General features: G+C 66.6%; 23 protein-coding genes, 1 tRNA gene and 1 pseudogene. 15 read left to right on the plus strand and 10 right to left on the minus strand.

Annotated features, from left to right (window positions below; genetic code table 11):
- The first annotated feature begins 24 nt into the window (after window positions 1–24).
- Window positions 25–975 carry an adenosylcobinamide-phosphate synthase CbiB gene (cbiB, locus tag Q368_RS0108560; protein WP_029458652.1) on the plus strand — a complete coding sequence of 317 codons (951 nt, stop codon included), beginning with the start codon at window positions 25–27 and terminating at the stop codon, window positions 973–975.
- A 147-nt stretch (window positions 976–1,122) separates the two neighbouring features.
- Window positions 1,123–1,329, plus strand: coding sequence for a cold shock domain-containing protein (locus Q368_RS0108565; RefSeq protein WP_029458653.1), 207 nt, complete (start codon window positions 1,123–1,125; stop codon window positions 1,327–1,329).
- A gap of 81 nt (window positions 1,330–1,410) precedes the next feature.
- On the opposite strand, the gene proC is transcribed toward Q368_RS0108565, so the two are convergent.
- The 4 genes from proC to Q368_RS0108585 all read right to left on the minus strand — a co-directional run bounded on the left by proC (window position 1,411) and on the right by Q368_RS0108585 (window position 4,401).
- The gene (gene proC, locus Q368_RS0108570; protein WP_029458654.1) at window positions 1,411–2,208 is read right to left on the minus strand and encodes a pyrroline-5-carboxylate reductase; all 798 of its coding nucleotides are present in this window, start codon (window positions 2,206–2,208) and stop codon (window positions 1,411–1,413) included.
- A gap of 4 nt (window positions 2,209–2,212) precedes the next feature.
- Entirely contained in the window at window positions 2,213–2,629 is a 417-nt protein-coding gene (gene ndk / locus Q368_RS0108575; RefSeq protein ID WP_029458655.1) for a nucleoside-diphosphate kinase, read from the minus strand.
- A gap of 123 nt (window positions 2,630–2,752) precedes the next feature.
- Window positions 2,753–3,985 (minus strand): DUF190 domain-containing protein, encoded by a 1,233-nt coding sequence (locus Q368_RS0108580; protein WP_029458656.1) that lies wholly within the window; start codon window positions 3,983–3,985, stop codon window positions 2,753–2,755.
- Between the two features lie 38 nt (window positions 3,986–4,023).
- Window positions 4,024–4,401 carry a fluoride efflux transporter FluC gene (locus Q368_RS0108585; protein ID WP_029458657.1) on the minus strand — a complete coding sequence of 126 codons (378 nt, stop codon included), beginning with the start codon at window positions 4,399–4,401 and terminating at the stop codon, window positions 4,024–4,026.
- A 300-nt stretch (window positions 4,402–4,701) separates the two neighbouring features.
- On the opposite strand from Q368_RS0108585, the gene nifU reads away from it, so the two are divergent.
- Window positions 4,702–5,553, plus strand: a complete 852-nt coding sequence (gene nifU, locus Q368_RS0108590; RefSeq protein ID WP_029458658.1) for a Fe-S cluster assembly protein NifU — start codon at window positions 4,702–4,704, stop codon at window positions 5,551–5,553.
- Entirely contained in the window at window positions 5,550–6,731 is a 1,182-nt protein-coding gene (gene nifS, locus Q368_RS0108595; protein WP_029458659.1) for a cysteine desulfurase NifS, read from the plus strand. Before nifU ends, nifS begins: the two co-directional genes overlap by 4 nt.
- A gap of 159 nt (window positions 6,732–6,890) precedes the next feature.
- Here the strand turns inward: nifS and Q368_RS0108600 are convergent, their stop codons facing one another.
- From Q368_RS0108600 to murA, 3 genes are all read right to left on the minus strand, one after another.
- The gene (locus Q368_RS0108600) at window positions 6,891–7,373 is read right to left on the minus strand and encodes a hypothetical protein (RefSeq protein ID WP_052360083.1); all 483 of its coding nucleotides are present in this window, start codon (window positions 7,371–7,373) and stop codon (window positions 6,891–6,893) included.
- A 177-nt stretch (window positions 7,374–7,550) separates the two neighbouring features.
- The gene (locus Q368_RS0108605; RefSeq protein WP_029458661.1) at window positions 7,551–8,927 is read right to left on the minus strand and encodes an L-serine ammonia-lyase; all 1,377 of its coding nucleotides are present in this window, start codon (window positions 8,925–8,927) and stop codon (window positions 7,551–7,553) included.
- Window positions 8,928–8,959: 32 nt separating this feature from the next.
- Window positions 8,960–10,210 (minus strand): UDP-N-acetylglucosamine 1-carboxyvinyltransferase, encoded by a 1,251-nt coding sequence (murA, locus tag Q368_RS0108610; RefSeq protein WP_029458662.1) that lies wholly within the window; start codon window positions 10,208–10,210, stop codon window positions 8,960–8,962.
- A gap of 152 nt (window positions 10,211–10,362) precedes the next feature.
- Here murA and Q368_RS0108615 point away from each other — a divergent pair.
- A tRNA-His gene (locus Q368_RS0108615) sits at window positions 10,363–10,438 on the plus strand.
- 152 nt (window positions 10,439–10,590) lie between these two features.
- Window positions 10,591–10,767: an ATP-binding protein gene (locus Q368_RS24470; protein ID WP_084158719.1), complete on the plus strand. Its 177-nt coding sequence runs from the start codon at window positions 10,591–10,593 to the stop codon at window positions 10,765–10,767.
- 178 nt (window positions 10,768–10,945) lie between these two features.
- On the opposite strand, the gene Q368_RS0108620 is transcribed toward Q368_RS24470, so the two are convergent.
- Window positions 10,946–11,587 carry a TetR/AcrR family transcriptional regulator gene (locus Q368_RS0108620; protein ID WP_043785451.1) on the minus strand — a complete coding sequence of 214 codons (642 nt, stop codon included), beginning with the start codon at window positions 11,585–11,587 and terminating at the stop codon, window positions 10,946–10,948.
- 402 nt (window positions 11,588–11,989) lie between these two features.
- Between Q368_RS0108620 and Q368_RS0108625 the strand changes: the two are divergent.
- The 9 genes and pseudogenes from Q368_RS0108625 to cyoE all read left to right on the plus strand — a co-directional run bounded on the left by Q368_RS0108625 (window position 11,990) and on the right by cyoE (window position 20,456).
- Window positions 11,990–14,067, plus strand: a pseudogene (locus Q368_RS0108625) (FUSC family protein).
- A 21-nt stretch (window positions 14,068–14,088) separates the two neighbouring features.
- Window positions 14,089–14,301, plus strand: a complete 213-nt coding sequence (locus tag Q368_RS0108630) for a DUF1656 domain-containing protein (RefSeq protein ID WP_029458665.1) — start codon at window positions 14,089–14,091, stop codon at window positions 14,299–14,301.
- A 5-nt stretch (window positions 14,302–14,306) separates the two neighbouring features.
- Window positions 14,307–15,389, plus strand: a complete 1,083-nt coding sequence (locus Q368_RS0108635; RefSeq protein WP_029458666.1) for an HlyD family secretion protein — start codon at window positions 14,307–14,309, stop codon at window positions 15,387–15,389.
- Window positions 15,390–15,466: 77 nt separating this feature from the next.
- The gene (locus Q368_RS0108640; RefSeq protein WP_029458667.1) at window positions 15,467–15,649 is read left to right on the plus strand and encodes a response regulator; all 183 of its coding nucleotides are present in this window, start codon (window positions 15,467–15,469) and stop codon (window positions 15,647–15,649) included.
- Between the two features lie 51 nt (window positions 15,650–15,700).
- Window positions 15,701–16,603: a ubiquinol oxidase subunit II gene (gene cyoA / locus Q368_RS0108645; protein ID WP_029458668.1), complete on the plus strand. Its 903-nt coding sequence runs from the start codon at window positions 15,701–15,703 to the stop codon at window positions 16,601–16,603.
- Between the two features lie 22 nt (window positions 16,604–16,625).
- Window positions 16,626–18,608 (plus strand): cytochrome o ubiquinol oxidase subunit I, encoded by a 1,983-nt coding sequence (cyoB, locus tag Q368_RS0108650; protein WP_029458669.1) that lies wholly within the window; start codon window positions 16,626–16,628, stop codon window positions 18,606–18,608.
- Between the two features lie 50 nt (window positions 18,609–18,658).
- Window positions 18,659–19,276, plus strand: a complete 618-nt coding sequence (gene cyoC / locus Q368_RS0108655; RefSeq protein ID WP_029458670.1) for a cytochrome o ubiquinol oxidase subunit III — start codon at window positions 18,659–18,661, stop codon at window positions 19,274–19,276.
- Entirely contained in the window at window positions 19,273–19,593 is a 321-nt protein-coding gene (gene cyoD / locus Q368_RS0108660) for a cytochrome o ubiquinol oxidase subunit IV (RefSeq protein ID WP_029458671.1), read from the plus strand. Before cyoC ends, cyoD begins: the two co-directional genes overlap by 4 nt.
- A complete protein-coding gene (gene cyoE, locus Q368_RS0108665) occupies window positions 19,590–20,456 on the plus strand; it encodes a heme o synthase (RefSeq protein ID WP_245611304.1) in 867 nt (288 codons plus the stop codon). The genes cyoD and cyoE overlap by 4 nt, the downstream gene beginning before the upstream one ends.
- A 125-nt stretch (window positions 20,457–20,581) precedes the next feature.
- Here cyoE and Q368_RS0108670 read toward each other — a convergent pair whose 3' ends face one another.
- Window positions 20,582–21,259: a hypothetical protein gene (locus Q368_RS0108670; protein WP_156955671.1), complete on the minus strand. Its 678-nt coding sequence runs from the start codon at window positions 21,257–21,259 to the stop codon at window positions 20,582–20,584.
- Between the two features lie 24 nt (window positions 21,260–21,283).
- Complete coding sequence (locus Q368_RS0108675; protein WP_029458674.1) at window positions 21,284–22,555, minus strand: Y-family DNA polymerase; 1,272 nt, start codon at window positions 22,553–22,555, stop codon at window positions 21,284–21,286.

The following is a 22,555-nucleotide window of genomic DNA, read 5'->3' on the forward strand; positions in this document are numbered from 1 at the left end:
CCTTTGGACGCCGGAGGCTTTCCCTTGACTACTTTCACGCTCGCTCCTCCCCTCCTTCTTGCCCTGGCCGTCGCCCTGGATCTGCTGCTCGGCGATCCGCCGCGGCTGCCGCATCCCGTGCGGGCCATCGGCGCGGCCTATGCCGGCTGCGACCGGTTGGCGGACCGGTGGGGGGGGCGCGGCCGCGCGTTTGGCGCGGCCTGCGTCGTCGCTGTGACGGTGGCAAACGCCGGGGTTGTCCTTTTGTTGACGCGCCTGCCGGCCGCGGGCTGGGTTTGTGGCGTGTATTTCGCCTGGGCCGGCCTGGCCCTGGGGCAGCTTCTGCGCGAGGGACGCCGGGCGGCACGATTCTTGGAACAAAATAAGGTCGAAGCCGCGCGAGACGTGGTGGCGGGGCTGGTCAGCCGCGACGTGTCCGTGCTGGACGCCGACGGGTTGTGGCGCGCCCTGGCCGAGTCCGTGGCGGAAAACGCCAACGACGCCTTTGTCGCGCCGCTTTTCTGGCTGGCCCTTGGCGGGCCGGCCGGGCTTTGGGCCTACAAGGCCGTGAGCACCGCGGACTCCATGTGGGGCTACCGCACACCGCGTTACGCACGGCTCGGCAACTTCGCGGCCCGGGCCGACGATGTCCTGGCCTGGCTGCCGGCCCGGCTGACCGTCGCGGCGATGTGGCTTGCGGCCCGGCTCTGCGGCTTTGGCAAGGACGTCGCTTTTGCCGACGTGCGGCGGGATGCGAAAAAGAGCGCCAGCCCCAATGCCGGCTGGCCCATGGCTGCGGCGGCGTGGCTGTGTGGCGCGGGCATGGGCGGGGAGGCCGTGTATTTCGGCGTGCGCGTACGCAAACCCGCAATGGGGCCGGTTGGGCAGCGCTGGAATGCCGCCCGTTACAGGTGTCTCGGCCGCTTGGTGCTGTTGTCCGGCCTAATTGTTGCGATGACAATTATTGTAATAACCGGCTTGATCCCACAATGTTGATACAGACGGTGATATTTGTTGCATCCGCCTCCATTGTCCCATTCAAGGCTTTCGGGAATGCCAGTAAGCAAAAGATGATTTTCTGTTGACGCGTTCGTGGCGATGGTGCTAAATATTAAAGTACGATTTTTTCAGGAGGGCAGAAGTATGGGATTCGAAGGCACTGTGAAGTGGTTCAGTGACAAGAAGGGGTACGGCTTCATCACGCGCGAGGGCGAGGACGACGTTTTCGTCCATTATTCGTCCATTGAAGGGGAGGGGTTCCGCACCCTGCGCGAGGGGGAGACCGTCCAGTTCGACATCATCCAGGGCGAGCGGGGTCCCAAGGCCACGAATGTGGTCAAACCCGCCTAGCAGCTGGCGAAAACGCATAAATAAAGCCCCGTCGCGTGCTCGCGGCGGGGCTTTTTGCTGGGCAATCCTGAGCGCTCAGGCTCAGCCGAGTTCCCTGGAACGGTCCCGTGAGGCCACGGCCGCGTCGATGATGGCCGCGCGCACGGCCATGCGGTCGAGGTGCATGAGTCCTTCGATGGTGGTCCCGGCCGGGGAAGTCACCATTTCGCGCAGCACGCTCGGGTGCAGGCCGGACTGGGCCGCGAGCTTGGCCGTTCCCGCGAACAGCCCGATGACGATGTCCGTGGCCTTGTCCCGGGGAAATCCCATGTACACGCCGGATTCGATGAGCGCTTCCATGAAGTGGAGCACGTAGGCCGGGCCGGAGCCGGCAAGGCCCGTGAAGGCGTCGAAGAATCTCTCTTCCAGGACGTAGGTGCGCCCGAGCTTGGCGAAAAGCTCTCCGACGAAAGCCTTCTGCCCGGCGGCGAGCGCCGGGTCGTCCAGGCACAGGGCGAACTGGCCCGCGCCAACCAGCGCCGGGGTGTTGGGCATGATGCGCACCACCGGACAGCGCCCGCCGGTGAGCTCCTTGAGCCGCGCCACGGTCACGCCGGCGACGATGGAGCACACCGTGGTTTCCGGGCGCAGCGCCAGGACGAGGGCCTGCATGGCCCCGGTCAGGTACTGCGGCTTGACGCAAAGGACGATGTAGTCGCTGCCCGCCGCCAGGGCTTCGGGCGACGCTGCCTTCTGCGCAAGTCCCTTTGCGGCCAGGGCGTCCGTTTTGGCCGCGTCCACGTCGTAGGCCAGGGCCGAAACGCCGGGAACGGCGGCGAGGCCGCCGATGATGGCCGCGCCCATGTTCCCCGCGCCGAGAAAACCGATGACGGCGGCCATGGCCCTAACCCACCATTTCCAGGGCGCTGAAAAAGTAGGACGTCTCGAAGGCGGCGGTTTCCGGGGCGTCGGAGCCGTGGACGGAGTTCTTCTCGATGTCCAGGGCGTAGGTCTTGCGGATGGTGCCTTCCTCGGCGTTGGCCGGGTTGGTCGCGCCCATGAGCTTGCGGTAGCGGGCGATGGCGTCGTCGCCTTCGAGGATGGAGACGACCACGGGGCCGGAGATCATGAACTCCACGAGGCTGCCGAAGAAAGGCCGTTCCTTGTGCACGGCGTAGAAGCCCTCGGCTTGCGCCTTGGACAGCTGGATCATCTTCGTGGCCACGACCTTGAGTCCCGCGTCCTGGATCATTTTGAGGATGGCCCCGGACAGGTTGCGGGAAACGGCATCGGGCTTGATGATGGAAAGAGTGCGCTCCATGCGTGTTGCTCCTTGCTGGTTATGGGGTGGAAATCGGGCGCGAGAAATCGTTGCGGCCCGGCGAGGCGGGGATTACCGCGAAACGGCCGCCTTGGCAAAGGGGAATCGCCCGGCGCGCGGCGCTTAAATGCCGGCGATGACCCGAAGGATCGCGTCCCGGTCCACCATGCCGAGCAGCCGGAAATCGTCGTCCACGACCACGAGGCGCTTGCAGCGGCAGGACAGCATTTTTTGCAGCACGTCCATGAGCGCCGCGTCCTCGGGCACGGTGTTGACGTTGCGCTCCATGACCTCGGCCGCCGTGCCCGAGGGGCAGGCCGCCTCCCCCTCGTCGCCGCCGAGGCCGAACAGGGCTTGCAGGATGCCTTTCTTGCGCCCGGGCCCGCAGCGCGAAAGCAGGTCGCCGTCCACCACGATGCCGAGCACCTTCCCGCTGGCGTCCGTCACCACCACTCGGCGCAGCGGCGAGGTCAGGATCTTCGCCACGATTTCGGACAGGGGCGCGTCGGACGCGGCCGTGGGCACGTCGCTGAACATCACGTCGCGCGCGAGCTGGAAAAGCCCGGCCGTGAAGCGTGGCAGGGCCTGGGCCGCCGGGGCGAGCGACGCCGCCGAGCGCAGGATGTCGGCACGGCTGACGATGCCCACGAGCTCGCCGGCTTCGTCCACGGCCGGCAGCCGCTTGAGCCCTTTCTTGATCATGAGCCGGGCCGCCTCGCGCAGGCCGGCCTTCTGGTCGATGGTCGCCACGGGCGCGGTCATGACGTCGGCGGCGGTGCGGCCGGAAAGTTTGCCGCGCTCCTCACGGCGGGCGTCCTCGGGCAGGGATTGCTGCAGGGAGAGCCGGGCGTCGAGGCCCCCGCGCGTAAGCAGGTCGCCGCCGGTGACGATGCCGGCCACGCGGCCCTCGGCGTCGAGGACCGGCACGGCCTTGACCCCGCGCGCAAGCAGCAGGTCCACGACCTCGGGCAGCGGCGTGTCAAGCTTCACCGTGGCCACGTCCGCGGCCATGACCTCATGCACGCGCACCGGGCAATGGAAATGGGCGCGCATGCCCTGGCGGGTGATGCAGCCGCCTTTGGCCGCGGCCTCGATGCGCGGCAGAAGCGCCTCGATGCGTTCCGGCCGGTCCACGATCTCGACCACCATGGGCAGGTCCTCGGACAGGCGAAGCAGCTTGGCCGTGTGCACCAGGCTGCCGGCCCCGAAGCCGAGCACGCCGCGCAGGACCGTGGCCCCGGCCGCGCCGTGGCGTCGCGCGAGCTCTACCAGCACCTCATAGGCCGGCCGGCCGTCGATGCGGTCGGATTCGCCGCAATAGATCCGCAACAGTTCGACTTCGGTGAATTCCGCCATGACGAGTTCCTTATCGGGACGCGTTCGCGCGCCCCGGACTACAGCATGCGGCCGAGCATCAGCCCGGCGAAAAGCGCCCCGAAGCCGACCACGGTCTGGAAGCCGACGTTGGCCAGGGCCGCGAGGTAGCGGCCGTCTTCCAGGTAGCCGCCGCTCTCGAAGATGAACGTGGAAAAGGTGGTGAACGCGCCCATGAACCCGGTCAGGATGATGGCCCGGGTTTCCGCACGGATGAGCATGCGGCCTTCGCCCATCTCCCAGACGAGGCCGAACAGGAAGCAGCCCAGGATATTGACCATTGCCGTGCCCCAGGGAAAGTTTCGGCCGAAGTGGTCGTAGACGAAGCCGGACATCCAGTAGCGGGTCAGGGTGCCGGCCGCGCCGGCCAGGGCGATGAGACCGAGTTTTTGCAGCATGGCGCCTCTCCCGGGGCGGCGATCGCGACACCAGGGCGGGGCTGGCGTCGCGGCCGATTGGCCCGGGCGTCTCGCGGCGTCGGGCATGCGAACCTGCGTCTTTTTCTCGTGCGCTTCATAGCCCAAGGCGCATTTCGGGTAAAGCGGGCGGTTGACATGGGTAATCCTCTCATTATGGTATGAAATTGTCCGGCGATGCGAAAAGTGGGGGATGCCCCCTTTTCCCGGACCGGGATGCGGCATACATACGGATACGCGCCGCCGGCGGCATGCCGGGGCAAGCGCATGGAGGACGCCATCATGTGGGAATACACCGACAAGGTCAGGGATCATTTTCTGCATCCCCGCAACGTGGGCGAGCTTGCCGACGCCAATGCCGTGGGCGAGGTGGGGTCGCTGGCCTGCGGCGACGCGCTCAAACTCTTCCTCAAGATCAACGACGCCGGCGTCATCGAGGACGCGACCTTCCAGACCTTCGGCTGCGCCTCGGCCATCGCCTCGAGTTCCGTGCTCACGGAACTGCTCAAGGGCAAGACCGTCGAAGAGGCGAGAGCGCTCACCAACAAGGATATCGCGGAATTTCTGGGCGGGCTGCCCAAGGAAAAGATGCATTGCTCGGTCATGGGCCAGGAAGCCCTGGAAGCGGCCCTGGCCAACTACCTGGGCGAGAAGGCTCCCGCGCACGAGCCCGAGGGCGAGCTCGTGTGCAAGTGCTTCGGCGTCTACGAGGGCCAGATCCGTCGCGCCGTGCGCGAAAACGGCCTGACCACCGTGGAAGAGGTCACGGACTTCACCAAGGCCGGCGGCGGTTGCGGCGACTGCCTGGAAAAGCTCAAGGCCATCCTCGACGACGAGCTCGGCCGTCCCGCGTCCGAGGCTCCGGCCCCCGAACCTGCGCCGGCCAAGGCGCTCACCAACCTCGAACGCATGCGCCGCGTGACCCGGGTCATGGACGAAGAGATCCGCCCCAACCTCAAAAAGGACGGCGGCGACATCGAACTCGTGGACATCGACGGCAAGACGGTGCTCGTGTCCCTGCACGGGGCCTGCAAGGGCTGCCCGGTCAGCAACGTGACGCTGACGGAATTCGTGCAGAAGCGGTTGCAGGAGCTTGTGGAACCCGACATCACGGTCAGGGAGGCGGGCAAATGAATCCGGTCTATCTCGACAACAACGCCACCACCATGGTGGCCCCGGAAGTGGTGGAGGCGATGCTGCCCTATCTCGGCCAGTGGTACGGCAACCCGTCGAGCATGCACTCCTTCGGCGGCCATGTGGGCACCAAGCTCAAGGAAGCCCGCGCCGACGTGGCCGGCGTCCTCGGCTGCGCACCCGAAGAGATCATCTTCACCTCCTGCGGCTCGGAATCCGACAACACGGCCATCCTAAGCGCCCTGGCCGCCAATCCGGACAAGCGCCACATGGTCACGACCCGGGTGGAGCATCCGGCCGTGCTGAGCCTGGCCAGGCATCTGGAAGAAAAGGACTACGAGGTCACCTCCCTGGGCGTGGACGAAAAGGGCCGCCTCGATCTCGACGAACTGGCCAGGGCCATCCGCAAGGATACGGCGCTCGTTTCCGTCATGTACGCCAACAACGAGACCGGCACGATCTTCCCCATCCCGGAGATCGCGGCGCTGTGCAAGGCCCGCGGCGTGCTTTTCCATACCGACGCCGTCCAGGCCGTGGGCAAGGTGGACATCGACCTGTCCAAGCTCCCCGTGGACATGCTGGCGCTCTCCGGCCACAAGCTCCACGCGCCCAAGGGCGTGGGCGTGCTCTACGTGCGCCGGGGCACCCCGTTTCGGCCGTTTCTCATCGGCGGGCACCAGGAGCGCGGCCGTCGCGCCGGCACGGAAAATACCGCCGGCATCATCGCGCTGGCCACGGCCATGAAGCTCGCCAAGGCGAATATCGCGGCGGAAAATACGCGTGTGCGGGCGCTGCGCGACCGCCTGGAAAGCGGCATCCTGGCGAGCGTCCCGGACACCATCGTCAATGGCGACACCGAACACCGGCTGCCCAACACCGCGAGCATCGCATTCAAGTACGTGGAAGGCGAAGCCATCCTGCTCATGCTCGACCAGTTCGGCATCTGCGCCAGTTCCGGCTCGGCCTGCACTTCCGGCAGCCTCGAACCGTCCCACGTGCTGCGGGCCATGGGCGTGCCCTTCACCTTCGCCCACGGCTCCATCCGCTTCAGCCTCTCGCGCTACACCAGCGAGGCCGATGTCGATCTCGTGCTCGAAACCCTGCCCGGCGTCATCGACACCCTGCGGCGCATGTCGCCCTTCCGCGAGGATTCCCCGCCCAAGGCGTGTACGTGTTGAGATGAGGTGAAGATGCCTCCGGCGGCCGGGGGGGATCATCCCCCCCGGCCCCCCTGAGCGGGGGAGCGGGAAAGGGGTGGAGGCATGGCCGGCCGCATTTAGGAACAGAGCCGCCCGTCGGGGATTCCCGGCGGGCGGGGGCTTGTTTGGGTCGAGTGATCAGTTGGTCGGCGTGCCGGGAGAAGGCGGCACGTAGTAGTAATAGCCCGGGGGCAGGGGCTGGCCCGGGGTCGGGGCGGGAACGGGATAATAGGAGCCCGGGGCCGGGGGCGTCGCCGGGGGCTGGGTCTCGGGCGACGCCAGCCCTTCCCGCACGATGGTGCGGGCGTCCTGGTTCACGTCAGGGCCGGGCGTGAGCATGTTGTTGCCCGTGATGCCGGGCGCGACCTGCCAGGATTTCTCCCAATGCCCGCTGCGCGAGGGGTAGTAGCGCGCCCCGTCGCAACGGCCGGCGCAGGCCGGGCAGGAACGGTTGCACAGCGCCGACGGCGAAAAGCCGGTCATGGTGCCGCTGTCCACGACGCAGACTTGCCGCCCGGCCGGATCGACGCACTGGAAAAGCCCGACGGCCGCAGCCTGCCCAGGCAGGCCGAGCAGCACGGCGACCAGCGCCGCGGCAGGGAAAATTCGCGATAAGGACATACACGCCTCCTTGTTACGCGCTTGCCGTCCCTATAGCCCTTTCTCCCCCTGATGCACCACTGAAAAAACAATCCCGCTGTCCTTCCGCCCCGCATTCTCTCCGGGTTTCCCCCTTTCGGGAGGTCCAGGAGGGGCCGTCGCCCCTCCTGGCCGCCGAAGGCATTCCCCCCCGAAATATCAACAGGCGACGACGCTGACGGCGAGGCCGCCTTCGGCGGTTTCCTTGTATTTGCGGTTCATGTCGAGGCCCGTGGCGCGCATGGCGGCGATGGCCTGGTCGAGGCCCACCTTGTGGTGCGCGGGCATTTCGTCCGAGGCGATGCAGTAGGCGGCGTAGGCCTTGACCGCGCCCATGGCGTTGCGCTCGATGCAGGGGATCTGCACGTAGCCGCCGACCGGGTCGCAGGTCATGCCCAGGTGGTGTTCGAGCGCCGTTTCCGCCGCGTTTTCCACCACGCGCACGCCGTAGCCCATGGCATGGGCGAGCATGGCCGCGGCCATGGCCGAGGCCACGCCGATTTCGGCCTGGCAGCCGCCTTCCGCGCCGGCGATGGTGGCGTTGTGCTTGGCAAGAAAGCCCACGGCCGCGGCCGCGAGCAGGCCTTCGCGGATGGAATGCTCGGGCAGTTCCAGCGCGGTGCGCATGAAGCGGGCCGTGGCCGGGATGATGCCCGCCGCGCCGCAGGTCGGCGCGGTGACGACGATGTGCCCGGCGGCGTTTTCCTCGGCCGCGGCAAAGGCGTAGGCCATGAGTTTGGTCAGCGCGCTGTCGTGGGGCGGGCGGCGGTTGCGGCTGCCGCGCGCGAAAAGCCGCGCCGCCTTGCGTTTGAGCTTGAGCGGCCCCGGCAGCACGCCCGAAGCGGCGAGCCCCGCGTCCACCGAGGCGTCCATGGCCGCGAGCACGGCGTCAAGGCGGGCCAGGATTTCGTTTGGCCGGTCGCCGGTCAGGGCCGCCTCGTTTTCCAGCATGAGCCGGTGCAGCCCGATGTCCTCTTCGCGCACGATGCGCCGGATATCGGCCATGCTGGCGTAGGGGTAGGCCGGCTCGCCGCGTGCGGGGAGCTGTTGCCCCGCGTACTGGATGAAGCCGCCGCCGATGGAGGCGTAGCGGCGTTCGAGCAGCGGCGGGGCGTCGGGATCCTCGCCGCGAAGGCGCAGAGCCAGGGTGTTGCTGCACGGCAGGTCGCACACGACAGGCCCCATGACCACGTCCGCGGCGCTGATGGAAAGGGTTTTCGGGCCGAGGTCCAGGGGGTGCGCCCGCTCCGGCGCGTGTGCCAGTGCGTCGAGGAACTGCGGCGGGCAATGCCTGGGATCCTGGCCGAGCAGCCCGGCCAGCACGGCCCGGTCCGTGCCGTGGCCCCGGCCCGTGGCGGCGAGGCTGCCGTAGAGTTCGACCTCGATGCGCGTCCCAGCGGCCAGGATATCCGGCGGCTGGCGGCGCAGCAGGGCAAGGAAGTCGCCGCCCGCGAGCATCGGCCCGATGGTGTGGGAGCTCGACGGCCCGGGGCCGATCTTGAACAGGTCGAAAATGCTCAGGTCGATGGCGGCCACGTCCGTCTCCTTGGCGGGGCAGGGCGGTCGGCTCAGGCGAGGCGTTCGATGTCCGCGCCGACGGCGCGCAGTTTGACCTCCACGGCCTCGTAGCCCCGGTCGAGGTGGTAGACGCGCTGGATGAGCGTCTCGCCCCGGGCGGCCAGGCCCGCGAGCACGAGCGAAGCGCTGGCCCGCAGGTCCGAGGCCATGACCGGCGCGCCGGTCAGGTTCTTCACGCCCCGGATGAAGGCATGCTGGGCCGAGATGCGGATCTGCGCGCCCAGGCGCACGAGTTCCTGGACGTGCATGAAGCGGTTTTCGAAAATGGTCTCGCGGATCGAGCCCGCGCCCATGGCCACGCACATAAGCGCCATGATCTGCGCCTGCACGTCCGTGGGAAAGCCCGGATAGGGCTGTGTGGCGAGGTCCACGCCCACGAGCTGCTCGCGGCGGCGCACCAGCACGCCGGCGTTGGTGGCCTCCACCTGCACGCCCATCTCGCGCAGTTTGGACACCACGGCGTCGAGCTCCATGAACGGGCAGTGCTCCAGGCGCAGTTCGCCGTCGGTGATGGCCGCGGCCATCATGTACGTGGCGGCCTCGATGCGGTCGGGCATGATGGCGTAGCGGCCGCCGCCCAGGCGCGGCACGCCTTCGATGGTGATGACCGAGGTGCCGTGGCCGCTGATTTTCGCGCCCATGGCGTTGAGGAAATCGGCCAGGTCGGCCACTTCGGGCTCGCGCGCGGCGTTTTCGAGGATGGTCGTGCCTTCGGCCAGGCTCGCGGCCATGAGCAGGTTTTCCGTGCCGCCCACGGTGGGGAAGTCGAAGACGATGCGCGCGCCCTTGAGCCCGTCGCAGCGGCCGTCGATGTAGCCGGCCTCCAGGCTGAAGGCCGCGCCCATTTTTTCCAGGGCGGTCAGGTGCAGATCGACGGGTCGCGCGCCGATGGCGCAGCCGCCGGGGAGCGCCACGCGGGCATGGCCGGTGCGGGCGAGCAGGGGGCCGAGCACCAGCACCGAGGCGCGCATGGTGCGCACGAGGTCGTAAGGGGCTTCGGGATTCAGCGCCTTACTCGGCTCCAGGGTCACGACGTTGTCCGTGAACGTGGACGGGCAGCCGAGGATGTCGAGGAGTTTGAGCGTGGTCTGGATGTCGCGCAGGCGCGGCACGTTGGTGATGACGGTCGGTTCGGTCAGAAGCGGCGCGGCGAGCAGGATGGGCAGGGCGGCGTTTTTGGAGCCGCTGATGCGCACGACGCCGTGAAGGGGCTTTCCGCCCCGGATGAGCAGCTTGTCCATGGAGAATCCTTGGGCAGCCTTGCCGGGTCGGGCAAGGCGGATTTCGCCGGAAGGGCGTTGCGGACGATACCGCGGGGGCGGGCTTTGGGCAAGCGGGACAAAAAAATGTTGACGGGCCGGGCCGGGAGGTCTAAAGGATTCGTTCTCCAGTGGTGACTGTAGCTCAGTTGGTAGAGTCCCAGGTTGTGGCCCTGGTTGCCGTGGGTTCGAGTCCCATCAGTCACCCCACGAAATTTCCTTGCAAAAGGCCCGGTTAAACGCCGGGCCTTTTGTTTTTTCAATGGGTGGCGCGATGACGTGCTTGCGAGGATTTACATTTTTGTTGACATTCTGCCGGCATCATATATATACTATTATTCCTGTTGCTTGAAGGAGAGAATATGCATAAAATCGACCCAAATGAATGTCAGTTTTGCGGTGCGTGTCAAGGGGTCTGCCCTGCCGAGGCCATTACCCACCCCTCTGGGAAAAATTATTATGAGATAACCGATGCCTGTATTGATTGCGGCGCATGTGAAGCCGAATGTGGCTTCAATGCGATCAGTGCCGAGGAATAAGTAAACGTATTGATCCGGCTGTTTTCGAAACGACCGGTCAGATTGAAAACGGCGCCTGGGCTTCTCCTAGGCGCCGTTTTCACTTGGCGAGTGAAAGTCCAAAGGGATAGCGATGTTACTTCCCGAGTTAGGGGGCTGGCTTCAAGAAAACGGCTGCGCTCCTTGAGGGCGAGGGCGGCTACCTGATTTCCGGGCCTTCCTCCTTGGGCTCGAGAAGTGTGGCGAAAAGCGCTTGCAGATGCGCGGCAAGGCCTGGCGTTTGCGCATCGGCCAGCGCCGGCAGGGCGATGACGCGGCCCATGAGCAGAAAACCCACGACGACCGAAAGAAAAAGCGCCGCGCGCTCCCCGACAGCCTCCCCGGGCAAAACCTCGACCAGGGGCCGCAGGTGCCGCCGGGCGCTTTCGCGCAGGATCGCGGCGGCCTGCGGGTTGGACGCCGAACGGATGAGCAGGAGAATGCCGTCCAGGGGGCTGTGCTCCCGCGTGCTCGGGGCCACGACCTCGGCGGCGATGACCTGGGACAGCCGCGCCATGTCGCCGCCGGATTTCGCGATCTCGGTGCGCAAAATGCCGGGGACCGCGAGCGTAGATTCGACCACTTCCTCGAACAGCTTTTCCTTGGAACCGAAATAACGGTTGACGAGCATCGCCGTCACGCCCGCATTCTGTGCGATTTCCCGCACGCCCACGCCATCGTAGCCGCAGCGAGTGAACGCCTGCCTGGCCGAGTCCAGAATGGCCTGCCGCGTCGCGCTTGCGTTGCGGCGCGGTTTCGCGGCGTTTTGCGGCGTCTCCTGCGCGGTGTCGCGGTGTTCCATCGCCAAGCCTCCCCTGCGGTCCCCGTCGCCCTGCGGCGGACAGGCGGTTCCGGCAGCGTCGCACGGATGCTTGCGACAAGGCAAACAATCCCTTGCCGTGTGTTGTCTACAACTGTAGACAAGCGCTCCAAACAAGTCTACACCCGCAGACCGAGCGGGCGGCCGTACGGCGACGACTGCGAGATTCGGTATATTTATTCAAGAGTTAAAAAAAAGCGCAGCGCGACCGGTCGGTCCGGGCGTGCGCCGGAAACGGCGGACGTTCTCCCCGCTCACGGCAGTCGCGTCGCCAACACACATCCCCGTGCGCGGGGCCACGGCCTTGTCATGATCCAATTTTCCCTTGCGGCGCGGGAATCCGTCAAAACGGGCCTTGCCATGTCCCTGGCCTGCGGCTGCGCCATGGCGCTTGGCTGGTCCAACCCTTATTGGGCCTGCATCGCCGTGGCCGTGGTCAGCCTGCCGACGGTGGGCGAGTCCTTGCAAAAATGCGTGCAGCGCCTTTGGGGGACCGTTGCCGCCGGCGTCGTCGCACTTGGTTGCCTGCGCTTTTTCCCCAGGAGCGCTGGCCCTTCGTCGCCTGCATCGCGGGCTACGTCGGCCTGTGCGCGTACAGGATCACGACGTCGCGGGCGGTCTATTTCTGGTTCTTGAGCGGCTACGTCAGTCTGCTCATCGCCTCGGCCGTCATCGGCACGAGCGCGCAGCAGGCCTTCGACACCGCCGTGCTGCGGTTGCAGGAAACGGGGCTCGGCATCCTGTCGTATGCGCTGGTTTCGGTCTTTCTCTGGCCCCAGCGCAGCGCGCCGGACCTGGACGCCGCCGTCAAAAGCCTGCTCGGCGTGCAGGCGAAGAGCGCGCACCTTTCCTTTGCCCTGCTGCGCGGCAACGCTCCGGACGAGCCGGTGGAGAAGTGGCTGGGCCTTGGCGACCAGTTGCTGGGGCAGTTGCGTCGCCGCCTGGACGCCGCCGCGATGGAGCGGTTCTCGGTCCGCGAGCTGCGCGGCTGGTGGATGCAGGCGCTTAGGGCGCTTGAGGCCATGCAGTCTGCCCTGCGCATGTGGCGGGAGAGCTTCCCGGAACTGCGCCATATCGACGATCTGGACGCCGTGATTCCGGATCTTGCGCGCATGCAGGAAACCATGCGCGCCCGCTTCCTCGGGCTTCAGGCCATCCTGGAGGGCGCGACGCCGGAGCGGGAAGCGGCCTGCCCCTGGCGTCCGGACGCGCAGCGCCTTGTTGCGCTCACCCATCTGCAACGCGCCGCCGTGCTGACCCTGTTTGCGGCCCTTGCCCGCGTGGAAGCCACGAGCCGCAACCTCGCGGACGGCCTGCTCGCCCTCAAGGGACGCCGCTTCGGGCGCGAGCTGCCGCCGGCCGCCGCACGGCCGGGGGGCGCGCACAGGGCCGATGCCGACAGCTACGCGGTCCTGGCGCGGGGCATGGCCGCCGTCTGGGTCGCCGCGTTTCTCTGGATTTACATCGATCCGCCGGGACACTTGGCCTTTGTCGTCTTTGTCGGGCTGTTCACGCTCATGGGCGTCCTGGCTCCCCAGATGGACTGGCCAAAATTTCTGTTCGTGAACCTCGTCGGCGTGGGCATCGCCGCCGTGCTCTACGTCTGGGTCATGCCTACGCTCTCCCGCTCCTGGGAATTTCTGGCCCTGCTCTCCGGCCTGACCGCGGGCATCTCGTACATGTCCTGGCATCCCCGGCTGACGGCGCTCAAACTGGCAGGCGTCGTGCCATTTATCATGATGACCAACATCCAGAACCGCCAGACCTACGATTTCGCCCTGTTCGTCCACAATGCCACGGCGATGGTTTTCGGCATCCTCGTCGCTGCGGCCATGTCCCATTTCCCGTTCACGTCGCGGCCGGAACGGATGTTCGTGCGCGTGCTGCGCCGTTTTTTCCGGCAGGCGGAGTCGTTCCTGTCCCTTTGCGCCGACGCGCCGCCGCGCGCCGGGGGAAAACGCCGCCTCGGCGATGGCCTGGAGTCGTTGCGGCTTTCCGCGGGCAAGCTCGGAGGCTGGGCCAACTCGGTCAGGGAGGCGGAGCTTGGCCCGGGGGCCAAGGCGCGGGCCGCCGCCCTGGTCGCGAGCCTCAATTCCATTGTCCACGCTTTCCAGCTGCTCGCGGAAGTGCGCGCCAACGCCGCGCAGGACACGGAGGCCGTAAGCCGGGACTTCCGGTCCTGGCACGAGGCGCTGCTTGAGGCCGTGCGGCACTGGGGCCGTGCCCCGCGCATGGCGGCGTCCGAATCCGTCGCCCTGAGGCGCCTGCGGGACGCCTACGGCGCGAGCGAACACGGCATCGAGGTCGCTTTAGGGACCGCGACGGAAGAGTTTTCGCCCGGGGACCATGTCGGCGCGTACCGCCTGCTCGGCGGCTACCGCGGGGCCCATCGCGCGCTGCTCGACCATGCCGTGCTGTCGGCGGATTTCGATTGGGCGCGATGGCAGGAAAACCGCTTTTGACCTTAACCCTGGGAGTGTTCCATGTTGGCCGCACCAAGCGAAATCAGCATTTGCGGCGTGTATATGCCGCCCTTGCTACTCTCCGGCGTGCTGGGGCTGTTGGCTGCGACCGGCATTGCCCGGCAGTTGACCAAACGCCGTTTGTCGCGGCATTTCGCCGCGCCTCCCCTGGTTTTCGTCGCGCTGGTGATCCTGTGCGCCGGCCTCATCGAAACCTTCTTGATCGCGGGATAAGTTCCATGAAACGTGCGCTTCGCATCGGCCTCACGTCCGTCGTCGTCCTTGCCGCCCTCGCCATGGTCGGCTTCAAATACCTGCAATACGTCCGCAACCCCTGGACCCGCGACGGCCGGGTCCGCGCCGACGTCGTTCAGATCACGCCGCGCATCTCCGGCCCCATCGTGGAGATCCCCATTCACGACAACCAGTTCGTCCACAAGGGTGACCTGCTTTTTCGCATCGACCCCAGGACCTTTCAGGCGGCCTACGACCAGGCCCAAGCCAATCTCGACAAGACGCGGGACCAGTTGCGCAACCTGGCGCAACAGGTGAAAAGCGCGGAAGCCGCCTTGCTGCAAAGTGAAACCGCCGTGAACAACGCCGGATACGGCGTCACGGGTGCCAAGGCGCATTACGACGAGCAGGAAAGGGATCTGAACCGCTACCGGGCGCTCGTGGACAGCGGCAGTATCGCGCGGCGGGATTTCGACCAGATGCAGGAAAGCTACGTCACGGGCAAGGCGAGCTTCAACCAGGCCCGGTCACAGCTCGACAAGGCCCACGCCGCCAGGACCCAGGCCGAGGCCGAACTGGCCCGGGCCCGGGCCGCGCTCGGCGCGCCCGGCGAGGATAACGCCCAGCTGCGCGAAGCCCTGGCCCAATGCGAGCAGGCCCGGCTCAATCTCGAGTTCACCCGCGTCACGGCTTCCGTGGACGGCTTCGTGACCAACCTGAACCTGCGCATCGGCAGCCAAGCCGTGGCCAACCAGCCCTTGCTCGCCCTGGTCGACGCCGACAGTTATTGGGTCGCCGGCTATTTTCGCGAGAGCGCCATCGCCGCCATCAAAAGCGGCGACAACGCCGTGGTGACGCTCATGACCTATCCCGACGCGCCGCTGGCAGGCGTCGTCGAGAGCGTGGGCCATGGCGTGGCCCAGGCCGACGGCGCGTCCGGCCAGGATCTGCTGCCCGCTGTCAGCCCGACCTTCGAATGGATCAGGCTCGCCCAGCGTGTTCCGGTCCGAGTGCGCATCGTCGCCAAGCCGGAAAACGTCGTCCTGCGCGTCGGCACCACCGCTTCCGTGCTCGTCATCACCCGCTAGCGCGACTTCCGCGCAATGCCCACGCATAAGACCCGGTTCATCCCCGGGTCTTATGCGTTATCGCGTCTGCTCCCGGCATGCGTCCGGAGGAGCGACCTGCGCCGAAGCTTCCCCCCGCGCAGGCCGCCGACGGGGAGCAGGCCCTGCGCCTGCTCGACCGGCACGCCTACGCGGCCGTGCTCATGGACGTGCAGATGCCGGTGATGGACGGGCTGGAGTTCCCTTCGGCCCTCGTTGACACCAACCCACGGAAAACGTAGAGAATGAAACAAGGCTCCTGTCAGGCTATTTCCCAACGCCGAGGTAGGTAAATGGCAAAAAAACTCTCGTTCGCCTGCACCCTCCTGACGCTTCTCTGCGCCGCGGCCTTGTTGTCCGGATGCAGCGAGCTGGTTCTGCTCAACCCCAAAGGCCCCATCGGCGAAGCGGAGCGTTTTCTCATCCTGGCCGCCTTTGTCCTCATGCTGCTCGTCGTTGTCCCGGTCATCGTCATGTCCGTCTGGTTCCCCCTCAAGTACCGGGCTTCCAACACCAAGGCCGCGTACGAACCCGAGTGGAGCCATTCGAACAAGATCGAAGCCGTGATGTGGTGCATTCCCCTTGTGATCGTCCTGGCGCTGTCCGTCCTGGTCTGGCGCTACACGCACCGCCTCGACCCGTACAAGCCCATCGACCCGGCCGCCGAGCAGTTCCGGGTGGACGTGGTCAGCCTCGACTGGAAATGGCTGTTCATCTACCCCAAACAGGGCATCGCCGTGGTCAACGAGCTAGTGTTCCCGGCGCGCACGCCGCTCAGTTTCCAGCTCACCTCCGACACGGTCATGACCTCCTTTTTCATCCCCCAGCTCGGCAGCCAGATCTATGCCATGGCCGGCATGCGCACGCGCCTGCACCTGCTCGCCGACACGCCCGGCGTCTACGCCGGCCAGAACCAGCAGTTCAGCGGCGCGGGCTACCCGACCATGTCCTTCGCCGCCAAGGCCGTGACCCCGGAGGCGTTCGACGCCTGGGTGGAGCAGGTGAAACGCTCGCCCCAAACCCTCGACGCCACCCGGTTCGAGGCGCTGCGCAAGCCGAGCAGCGGCGACCCCGTGACCTATTTTTCCTCGGTTTCGCCCGACATGTTCGAATACATCCTCAATCTCTACAGTCCCCTGGACAAGACCCCCGGCGGCGGGCACGGCCAGGGCCACACCATGCACGGCCAGCAGTAAGGCGACACGGAGGAGTGACGCGATGTTTGGAAAACTGAGCCTTTCCGCGATTCCCTACCATGATCCCATCGTCATGGGCGCGGTGGTCGGGTCCGTGCTGGCGGCCCTCGCCGTGCTCGGGCTCATCACCTATTTCCGGTTTTGGCCCACGCTGTGGCGGGAGTGGCTCACCACCGTGGACCACAAGAAGATCGGGATCATGTACATCATCCTTGCGCTCGTCATGTTGCTGCGCGGTTTTTCCGACGCGCTCATGATGCGCGCCCAGCAGGCCATGGCCGTGGGCGCGTCCCAGGGCTTCCTGCCGCCGGACCACTTCAACCAGGTATTCAGCGCCCACGGCACGATCATGATTCTTTTCATGGCCATGCCGTTTCTTTCGGGGCTCGTGAACATCGTCGTGCCGCAGCAGATCGGGGCCCGCGACGTGGCCTTTCCCTTTCTCAATGCCGTGAGCCTCTGGCTGACCGTGGCCGGGGCCCTGCTCGTCATGGTTTCCCTCGGCGTCGGCGAATTCTCCAAGGCCGGCTGGTCCGGCTATTCGCCCCTGACCGAACTGGAATACAGCCCGGACACGGGCGTGGACTACTGGATCTGGGCGCTGCAGATCGCGGGCCTCGGAACGCTGCTTAGCGGCATCAACTTCCTCGTCACGGTGCTCACCATGCGCGCGCCGGGCATGACGCTCATGCGCATGCCGCTTTTCACCTGGACCTCGGTCTTCACCAACGTGCTCATCATCTTCTCCTTCCCGGTGCTGACCGTGGCCCTGGCACTGGTCTCCATGGACCGCTATCTCGGCATGCACTTTTTCTCCAACGACTTCGGCGGCAACATGATGATGTACGCCAACCTGTTCTGGACCTGGGGCCATCCCGAGGTCTACATCGTCATCCTGCCGGCCTTCGGCGTCTTTTCCGAAGTGGTGAGCACCTTTTCCCGAAAGCGCCTGTTCGGCTACCCGTCGCTGGTCTACGCCACGGCGGCCATCATGTTCCTGTCCTTCGCGGTCTGGGTGCACCACTTCTTCACCATGGGCGCGAGCGCCGGCGTCAACATCGCGTTCGGCATCTCCACCATGCTCATTGCCATCCCCACGGGCGTCAAGGTCTTCAACTGGCTGCTCACCATGTACAAGGGCCGGGTCACGATCACCACGCCCATGCTCTGGACCCTCGGCTTCCTGACCACCTTCGTCCTCGGCGGCCTGGCCGGGGTGCTGCTCGCGATGCCGCCCGCGGACTACGTGCTGCACAACAGCCTGTTCCTCATCGCCCACTTCCACAACATGCTCGTGCCGGGCACGCTCTTCGGCTTCCTCGCCGGCTACGCCTACTGGTTTCCCAAGGCCGTCGGCTTCCGCCTGGACGAGACCTGGGGCAAGCTCTCCTTCTGGTGCTGGCTCGTGGGCTTCTACCTTGCCTTCGTGCCACTCTACATCCTGGGCTTCATGGGCATGCCGCGCCGCATGCAGCACTACGACAACCCGGCCTGGCAGCCGTACCTCATCGTCGCGGCGCTTGGCACGCTGCTCGTGGCCGCGGGCATCGGCTGCATGCTGATCCAGCTGTTCGTGAGCTTCAAAAACCGCAAGGCGTTGCGCGACGTGACCGGCGATCCCTGGGACGGCCGCACCCTGGAGTGGGCCACGGCCTCGCCGCCGGCGCCCTACAACTTCGCCGTGATCCCCACCGTGCACGGCCTCGACGCCTTTTGGGACATGAAGCGAAGCGGCGAGGCCTACAAGCGGCCCGAGGCCTACCAGGACATCGAGATGCCGAAAAACTGCGCCCACGGTTTCCTGCTTGGCATCCTGGCCTTCCTCTTCGGCTTCGCCATGATCTGGCACATCTGGTGGCTGGCCGGGGCGGGCTTTCTGGGGCTCCTTCTCGTGGTCGTCGTCCGCTCCATGGATGACGACACCACGGAGATCATCCCCGCGGCCGAGGTGGCGCGCATCGAGGACCTGCACTTTGCGCGGATGGCCGCTGCCGGCCGTTCCTGAGGCTTGACGACACGAATCTTGACGCGAACGCATCGCTGGAGGTGAACGCCATGGCGGCGACTGCCGTACATTCCGGCCCGACCGTTGCCGGGCATCCCGAACACCACGACATGGAGGCCATCCGGTCGCTCGGGTTCTGGATGTACCTGATGAGCGACCTGATCATTTTCGCGGCGCTGTTCGCGACGTATGTGGTGCTGTCGCACAACTTCGCCGGCGGCCCCACGGGGAAGGAACTGTTCGACCTCTCCTTCGTGCTGATCGAAACCATGCTGCTACTGTGCAGCAGCGCGGCCTACGGGCTCGCCATGACGGCCATGCACGCCGGCGATGCGCGCCGGGTGCTCTTGGGCCTCGGGCTCACCTTCCTGCTCGGGCTCGGCTTTTTGTCCATGGAGGTCCACGAGTTCGCCAAATTCATCCACGAAGGGGCCGGGCCGCAGCGTAGCGCCTTCCTCTCCGCCTTCTTCACCCTGGTCGGCACGCACGGCGCGCATGTGACCTTTGGCATGGTCTGGATTGTCGTCATGCTGGCCCAGGTGTCGCGCAAGGGGCTGACCGCGCCGGTAGCGGGGCGGCTCACGCGCCTGGGCATGTTCTGGCACTTTCTCGACGTCGTCTGGATCGGCGTCTTTTCCGTGGTCTACCTCATGGGGGTGCTGCAATGAGCGCGCAACCTGGCGGCGGCCGGGCCGGGACCGGCCTGGCCCGCGCCTATTACATCGGCTTTTCCCTGTCGCTCGTGCTCACGATCGTGCCGTTTATCGCGGTCATGACCGGCGCGCTCTCCCACGGAGCCGCGGTTTTCTGCGTCTTCGCCGCCGCGACCCTGCAGATGCTCGTGCAACTGCGCTTTTTTCTGCACGTGGACGGGTCGCGGGCCATGCACTGGCAGTTCATGTCCCTGCTTTTCACCTTCTTTATCGTTTTCCTCTTTGTGGGGGGCTCGATCTGGATCATGCACAGCCTGCATTACCGGATGTGAGACCGTCTGTCGTGCTGCGGCCGTATCTGCTTCTTGCCAAGCCCAGGATCGTCTGCGCCAATCTGGTCGCGGCGTGCGGCGGTTTTTTCCTCGCCGGCGGCGGCGGGGCAGGGCTTTTTCTCGTGGCAATGGCCGGAATCGCGCTGGTCGTGGCTTCGGGTTGCGTGTGCAACAACTGCATCGACCGCGACATCGACCGGGAAATGGCGCGCACGCGGGAAAGGCCGTTGCCGGCGGGCGCGGTCTCGCCGGCGGCGGCCTGGGTGTACGGCGCGCTCCTCGGCCTTGCGGGCGGCCTCGTATTGTGGCTTGGGACGAACGCGCTGTGCCTGGGGATCGTTGCGGCGGGGTTCGTCGTCTACGTCGGGGTTTACAGCCTGCTGCTCAAGCGGCGGCATTCGCTGCTTGCGACCCTGCTCGGGAGCCTTGCCGGCGCGGCCCCGCCCGTGGCCGCCTACTGCGCCGCCAGGGGCCGCTTCGACGGCGGCGCGGCGCTGCTGCTCGCGATCTTCAGCCTGTGGCAGATTCCCCACGCCCACGCCATCGCCCTCTACCGCCGGGACGAGTACGCGGCGGCGGGCGTGCCGGTGGTGTCGCTTACGCGCGGCGCGCCGGCGACGCGGCGGCTGCTCGTCGGCCACATCGCGGCCTTCGTCCTGGTCGCGCCGCTTTTGACCGTGGGCGGCTATGCCGGGTACGCCTACTTCACGGCGGCCACGGTCGCGGGGCTCGCCTGGCTGGCCCTGGCCCTGGCCGGGCCGTCCTCGCCGGACGCCGCGCGCGCCTGGGCCGGGAAACTCGTCTTCGCGTCCATCGGCGTCATTTTCCTGCTGAGCGTCCTGATGGCCTGCGACGCCGCGTAGCGCGCGGCCCTTGAAAAATAGGGGAGTATTTTTCAAGAAAAAATAAGTTCTCAAGGACATCGTCCTCGAAAGGGCAGGCGCTTGCTTCGCGGGCGCGACACGAGGCGTCGCACGGCCGCACGGGGTCACTCCGCCTGGCCGAGCAGGCAGGGCTCCTCGTTTTCGTTGACGAGCGCGGGGCCGAGCTCGGCGGCCACGGCCTTGGACACGAACACCGTGGTCTTGACCCAGGTGCAGCGCGTGAACGTGGAGTCGGCGAAAACCGCCGCCGTGTTCGTACGGCACAGGTCCTCCAGCACGACGAAGTCGCACAGCTGGAAGACGCACTCGGACAGGTTGATGTGGCTCGCGAACCGCACCGCGCCCGGGCCGCGCAGTTCGCAGCCGACGAAGGTCTTGCCCGCGTTCTTGAGCGGCGGCGGGCAGTAGAAGCCCTCGATGCGCAGCTTCTCGCCCTCGAAGCGGTCCCTGAGGTCGAGGTCCGTCTGGGTGTCCAGGGAAATGATGCGCAGCCGACGCGCCTTGTCCACGGCGGCGATGGCCAGCACCACCACCAGGGCCACGCCGGAAAAAAGCAGCGACGTCAGGATGCCGACCACGAGCCACACGCCCACCACGTTCGGTTTGAGGACGTTGGTGAGAAACGCCGCGAGTAGCAGGCACACGACCGTGGCGACGAGGAAGATGGCCACGGCGTGCTTGATGAAAAACTGCGTGAACGCGTCCCGGGTCCCCTGCTGCTTTTCCATCTGGTCCTCCAACTCCGGCAGATAGTTCAGGGTATTGCACTTGCCGCAGGGCAAGTCAATTCCCCGGACATTTGCGTGTCAGGCCCGGGCCGTCGGCAGTTCGTCCCAGACCGTGGTGTAGCGCGGCGAGCGCGCGGCCTGGTGCATCTGCCACGGCTGTTTCAGGCCGCAGGCGGCAAGGCGCACGGCGTCGCGGCCGAAACGCGCGTTGACCGCGTCCATGGCGGCCATGAGCCGCTCGCCCCTGGCGTCCCTTTCCGGCGCGGGGGCGAGCAGGGACAGCTGGCGGCCCCCGGTTTTCTCCAGGCCCGAGAGCATCACCCCGACCTTCTTGTAGCGGTAGCCGGGCCGGAAAAGCGTTTTGAGCACCGTGAGGGCGACGCGCAGGATGTCGCCCGTGTGGGCGGTGGCTGCGGGCAGGGCCGAGAATGCGCTGCCGGAGTACTGCGGCGCGCCCTTGACGAAGGTGTTGGTCTGCACCCAGGCCGTGACGCCGTTTGCGACGAGGCCGCAGGCGCGCAGGCGCTGCGCCGCCCGGGTCACGTGCATGGCCAGGGCCTCGCGCATCTCGGAGGCTTCGACCACCGGCCGCCCGAACGAGCGGGACGAGACCACGGATTTGCGCGCCGCCGCCGCCGTTTCCAGGTCGAGGCAGGACTGGCCTTGCAGCTCGAGCTGCGTGTGCACCCCGCCTACGGTCATCCGCTTTTTGACGAAATCCCGGGGCAGCTCGCAAAACCGCCCGGCCGTGAACACCCCGTAGCGGGCCAGCATGGCCGTGTGCCGGCGGCCGATGCCCCAGACGTCCTCGATGGGAAAGTCCGCAAGGACAGCGTCGCGATCGGGGCAGGCCGCGAAATCGAACACCCCGCCGTGGGCCGGATCTTTCTTGGCGATGCGGTTGGCGACCTTGGCCAGTGTTTTCGTCGGCCCGATGCCGATGGAGACCGGGATGCCCGTCCACACGCCGACCGTCTCCCGGATGCGGTGGGCGTAGGCCGCGACGTCGCCGGGCAGGCCCGTCAGGTCGAGGAAGGCCTCGTCGATGGAATAGACTTCGAGCGCGGGCGCAAACCGCGCCAGAGTGGCCATGACCCGCGCCGAGAGGTCGCCGTAGAGCGCGTAGTTGGAGGAAAAGACCGCTACGTCGTGGCGCTCGAAGAGCTCCCGGCACTGGAAGGCCGGTCTGCCCATGGGGATGCCTGCGGCCTTGGCCTCGGCGGAACCGGAGATCACGCAGCCGTCGTTGTTGGAAAGCACCACGATCGGCCGCCCGGCCAGGGCGGGCACGAAGACGCGCTCGCAGGAGGCATAGAAGGAATTGCAGTCCACAAGGGCGAAGCAGGGCAT

The organism is Solidesulfovibrio alcoholivorans DSM 5433 (assembly GCF_000702665.1).
GTDB classification, from domain to species: Bacteria; Desulfobacterota; Desulfovibrionia; order Desulfovibrionales; family Desulfovibrionaceae; genus Solidesulfovibrio; species Solidesulfovibrio alcoholivorans.

What these genes read in the sequence shown, in the direction of transcription:
- Q368_RS0108565 (WP_029458653.1), top strand. Translation starts at nt 1,123, where the DNA reads ATGGGATTCGAAGGCACTGTGAAGTGGTTCAGTGACAAGAAGGGGTAC.
- proC (WP_029458654.1), bottom strand. Translation starts at nt 2,208, where the DNA reads ATGGCCGCCGTCATCGGTTTTCTCGGCGCGGGGAACATGGGCGCGGCC.
- ndk (WP_029458655.1), bottom strand. Translation starts at nt 2,629, where the DNA reads ATGGAGCGCACTCTTTCCATCATCAAGCCCGATGCCGTTTCCCGCAAC.
- Q368_RS0108580 (WP_029458656.1), bottom strand. Translation starts at nt 3,985, where the DNA reads ATGGCGGAATTCACCGAAGTCGAACTGTTGCGGATCTATTGCGGCGAA.
- Q368_RS0108585 (WP_029458657.1), bottom strand. Translation starts at nt 4,401, where the DNA reads ATGCTGCAAAAACTCGGTCTCATCGCCCTGGCCGGCGCGGCCGGCACC.
- nifU (WP_029458658.1), top strand. Translation starts at nt 4,702, where the DNA reads ATGTGGGAATACACCGACAAGGTCAGGGATCATTTTCTGCATCCCCGC.
- nifS (WP_029458659.1), top strand. Translation starts at nt 5,550, where the DNA reads ATGAATCCGGTCTATCTCGACAACAACGCCACCACCATGGTGGCCCCG.
- Q368_RS0108600 (WP_052360083.1), bottom strand. Translation starts at nt 7,373, where the DNA reads ATGTCCTTATCGCGAATTTTCCCTGCCGCGGCGCTGGTCGCCGTGCTG.
- murA (WP_029458662.1), bottom strand. Translation starts at nt 10,210, where the DNA reads ATGGACAAGCTGCTCATCCGGGGCGGAAAGCCCCTTCACGGCGTCGTG.
- Q368_RS24470 (WP_084158719.1), top strand. Translation starts at nt 10,591, where the DNA reads ATGCATAAAATCGACCCAAATGAATGTCAGTTTTGCGGTGCGTGTCAA.
- Q368_RS0108620 (WP_043785451.1), bottom strand. Translation starts at nt 11,587, where the DNA reads ATGGAACACCGCGACACCGCGCAGGAGACGCCGCAAAACGCCGCGAAA.
- Q368_RS0108630 (WP_029458665.1), top strand. Translation starts at nt 14,089, where the DNA reads ATGTTGGCCGCACCAAGCGAAATCAGCATTTGCGGCGTGTATATGCCG.
- Q368_RS0108635 (WP_029458666.1), top strand. Translation starts at nt 14,307, where the DNA reads ATGAAACGTGCGCTTCGCATCGGCCTCACGTCCGTCGTCGTCCTTGCC.
- Q368_RS0108640 (WP_029458667.1), top strand. Translation starts at nt 15,467, where the DNA reads ATGCGTCCGGAGGAGCGACCTGCGCCGAAGCTTCCCCCCGCGCAGGCC.
- cyoA (WP_029458668.1), top strand. Translation starts at nt 15,701, where the DNA reads ATGGCAAAAAAACTCTCGTTCGCCTGCACCCTCCTGACGCTTCTCTGC.
- cyoB (WP_029458669.1), top strand. Translation starts at nt 16,626, where the DNA reads ATGTTTGGAAAACTGAGCCTTTCCGCGATTCCCTACCATGATCCCATC.
- cyoC (WP_029458670.1), top strand. Translation starts at nt 18,659, where the DNA reads ATGGCGGCGACTGCCGTACATTCCGGCCCGACCGTTGCCGGGCATCCC.
- cyoD (WP_029458671.1), top strand. Translation starts at nt 19,273, where the DNA reads ATGAGCGCGCAACCTGGCGGCGGCCGGGCCGGGACCGGCCTGGCCCGC.
- Q368_RS0108675 (WP_029458674.1), bottom strand. Translation starts at nt 22,555, where the DNA reads ATGCCCTGCTTCGCCCTTGTGGACTGCAATTCCTTCTATGCCTCCTGC.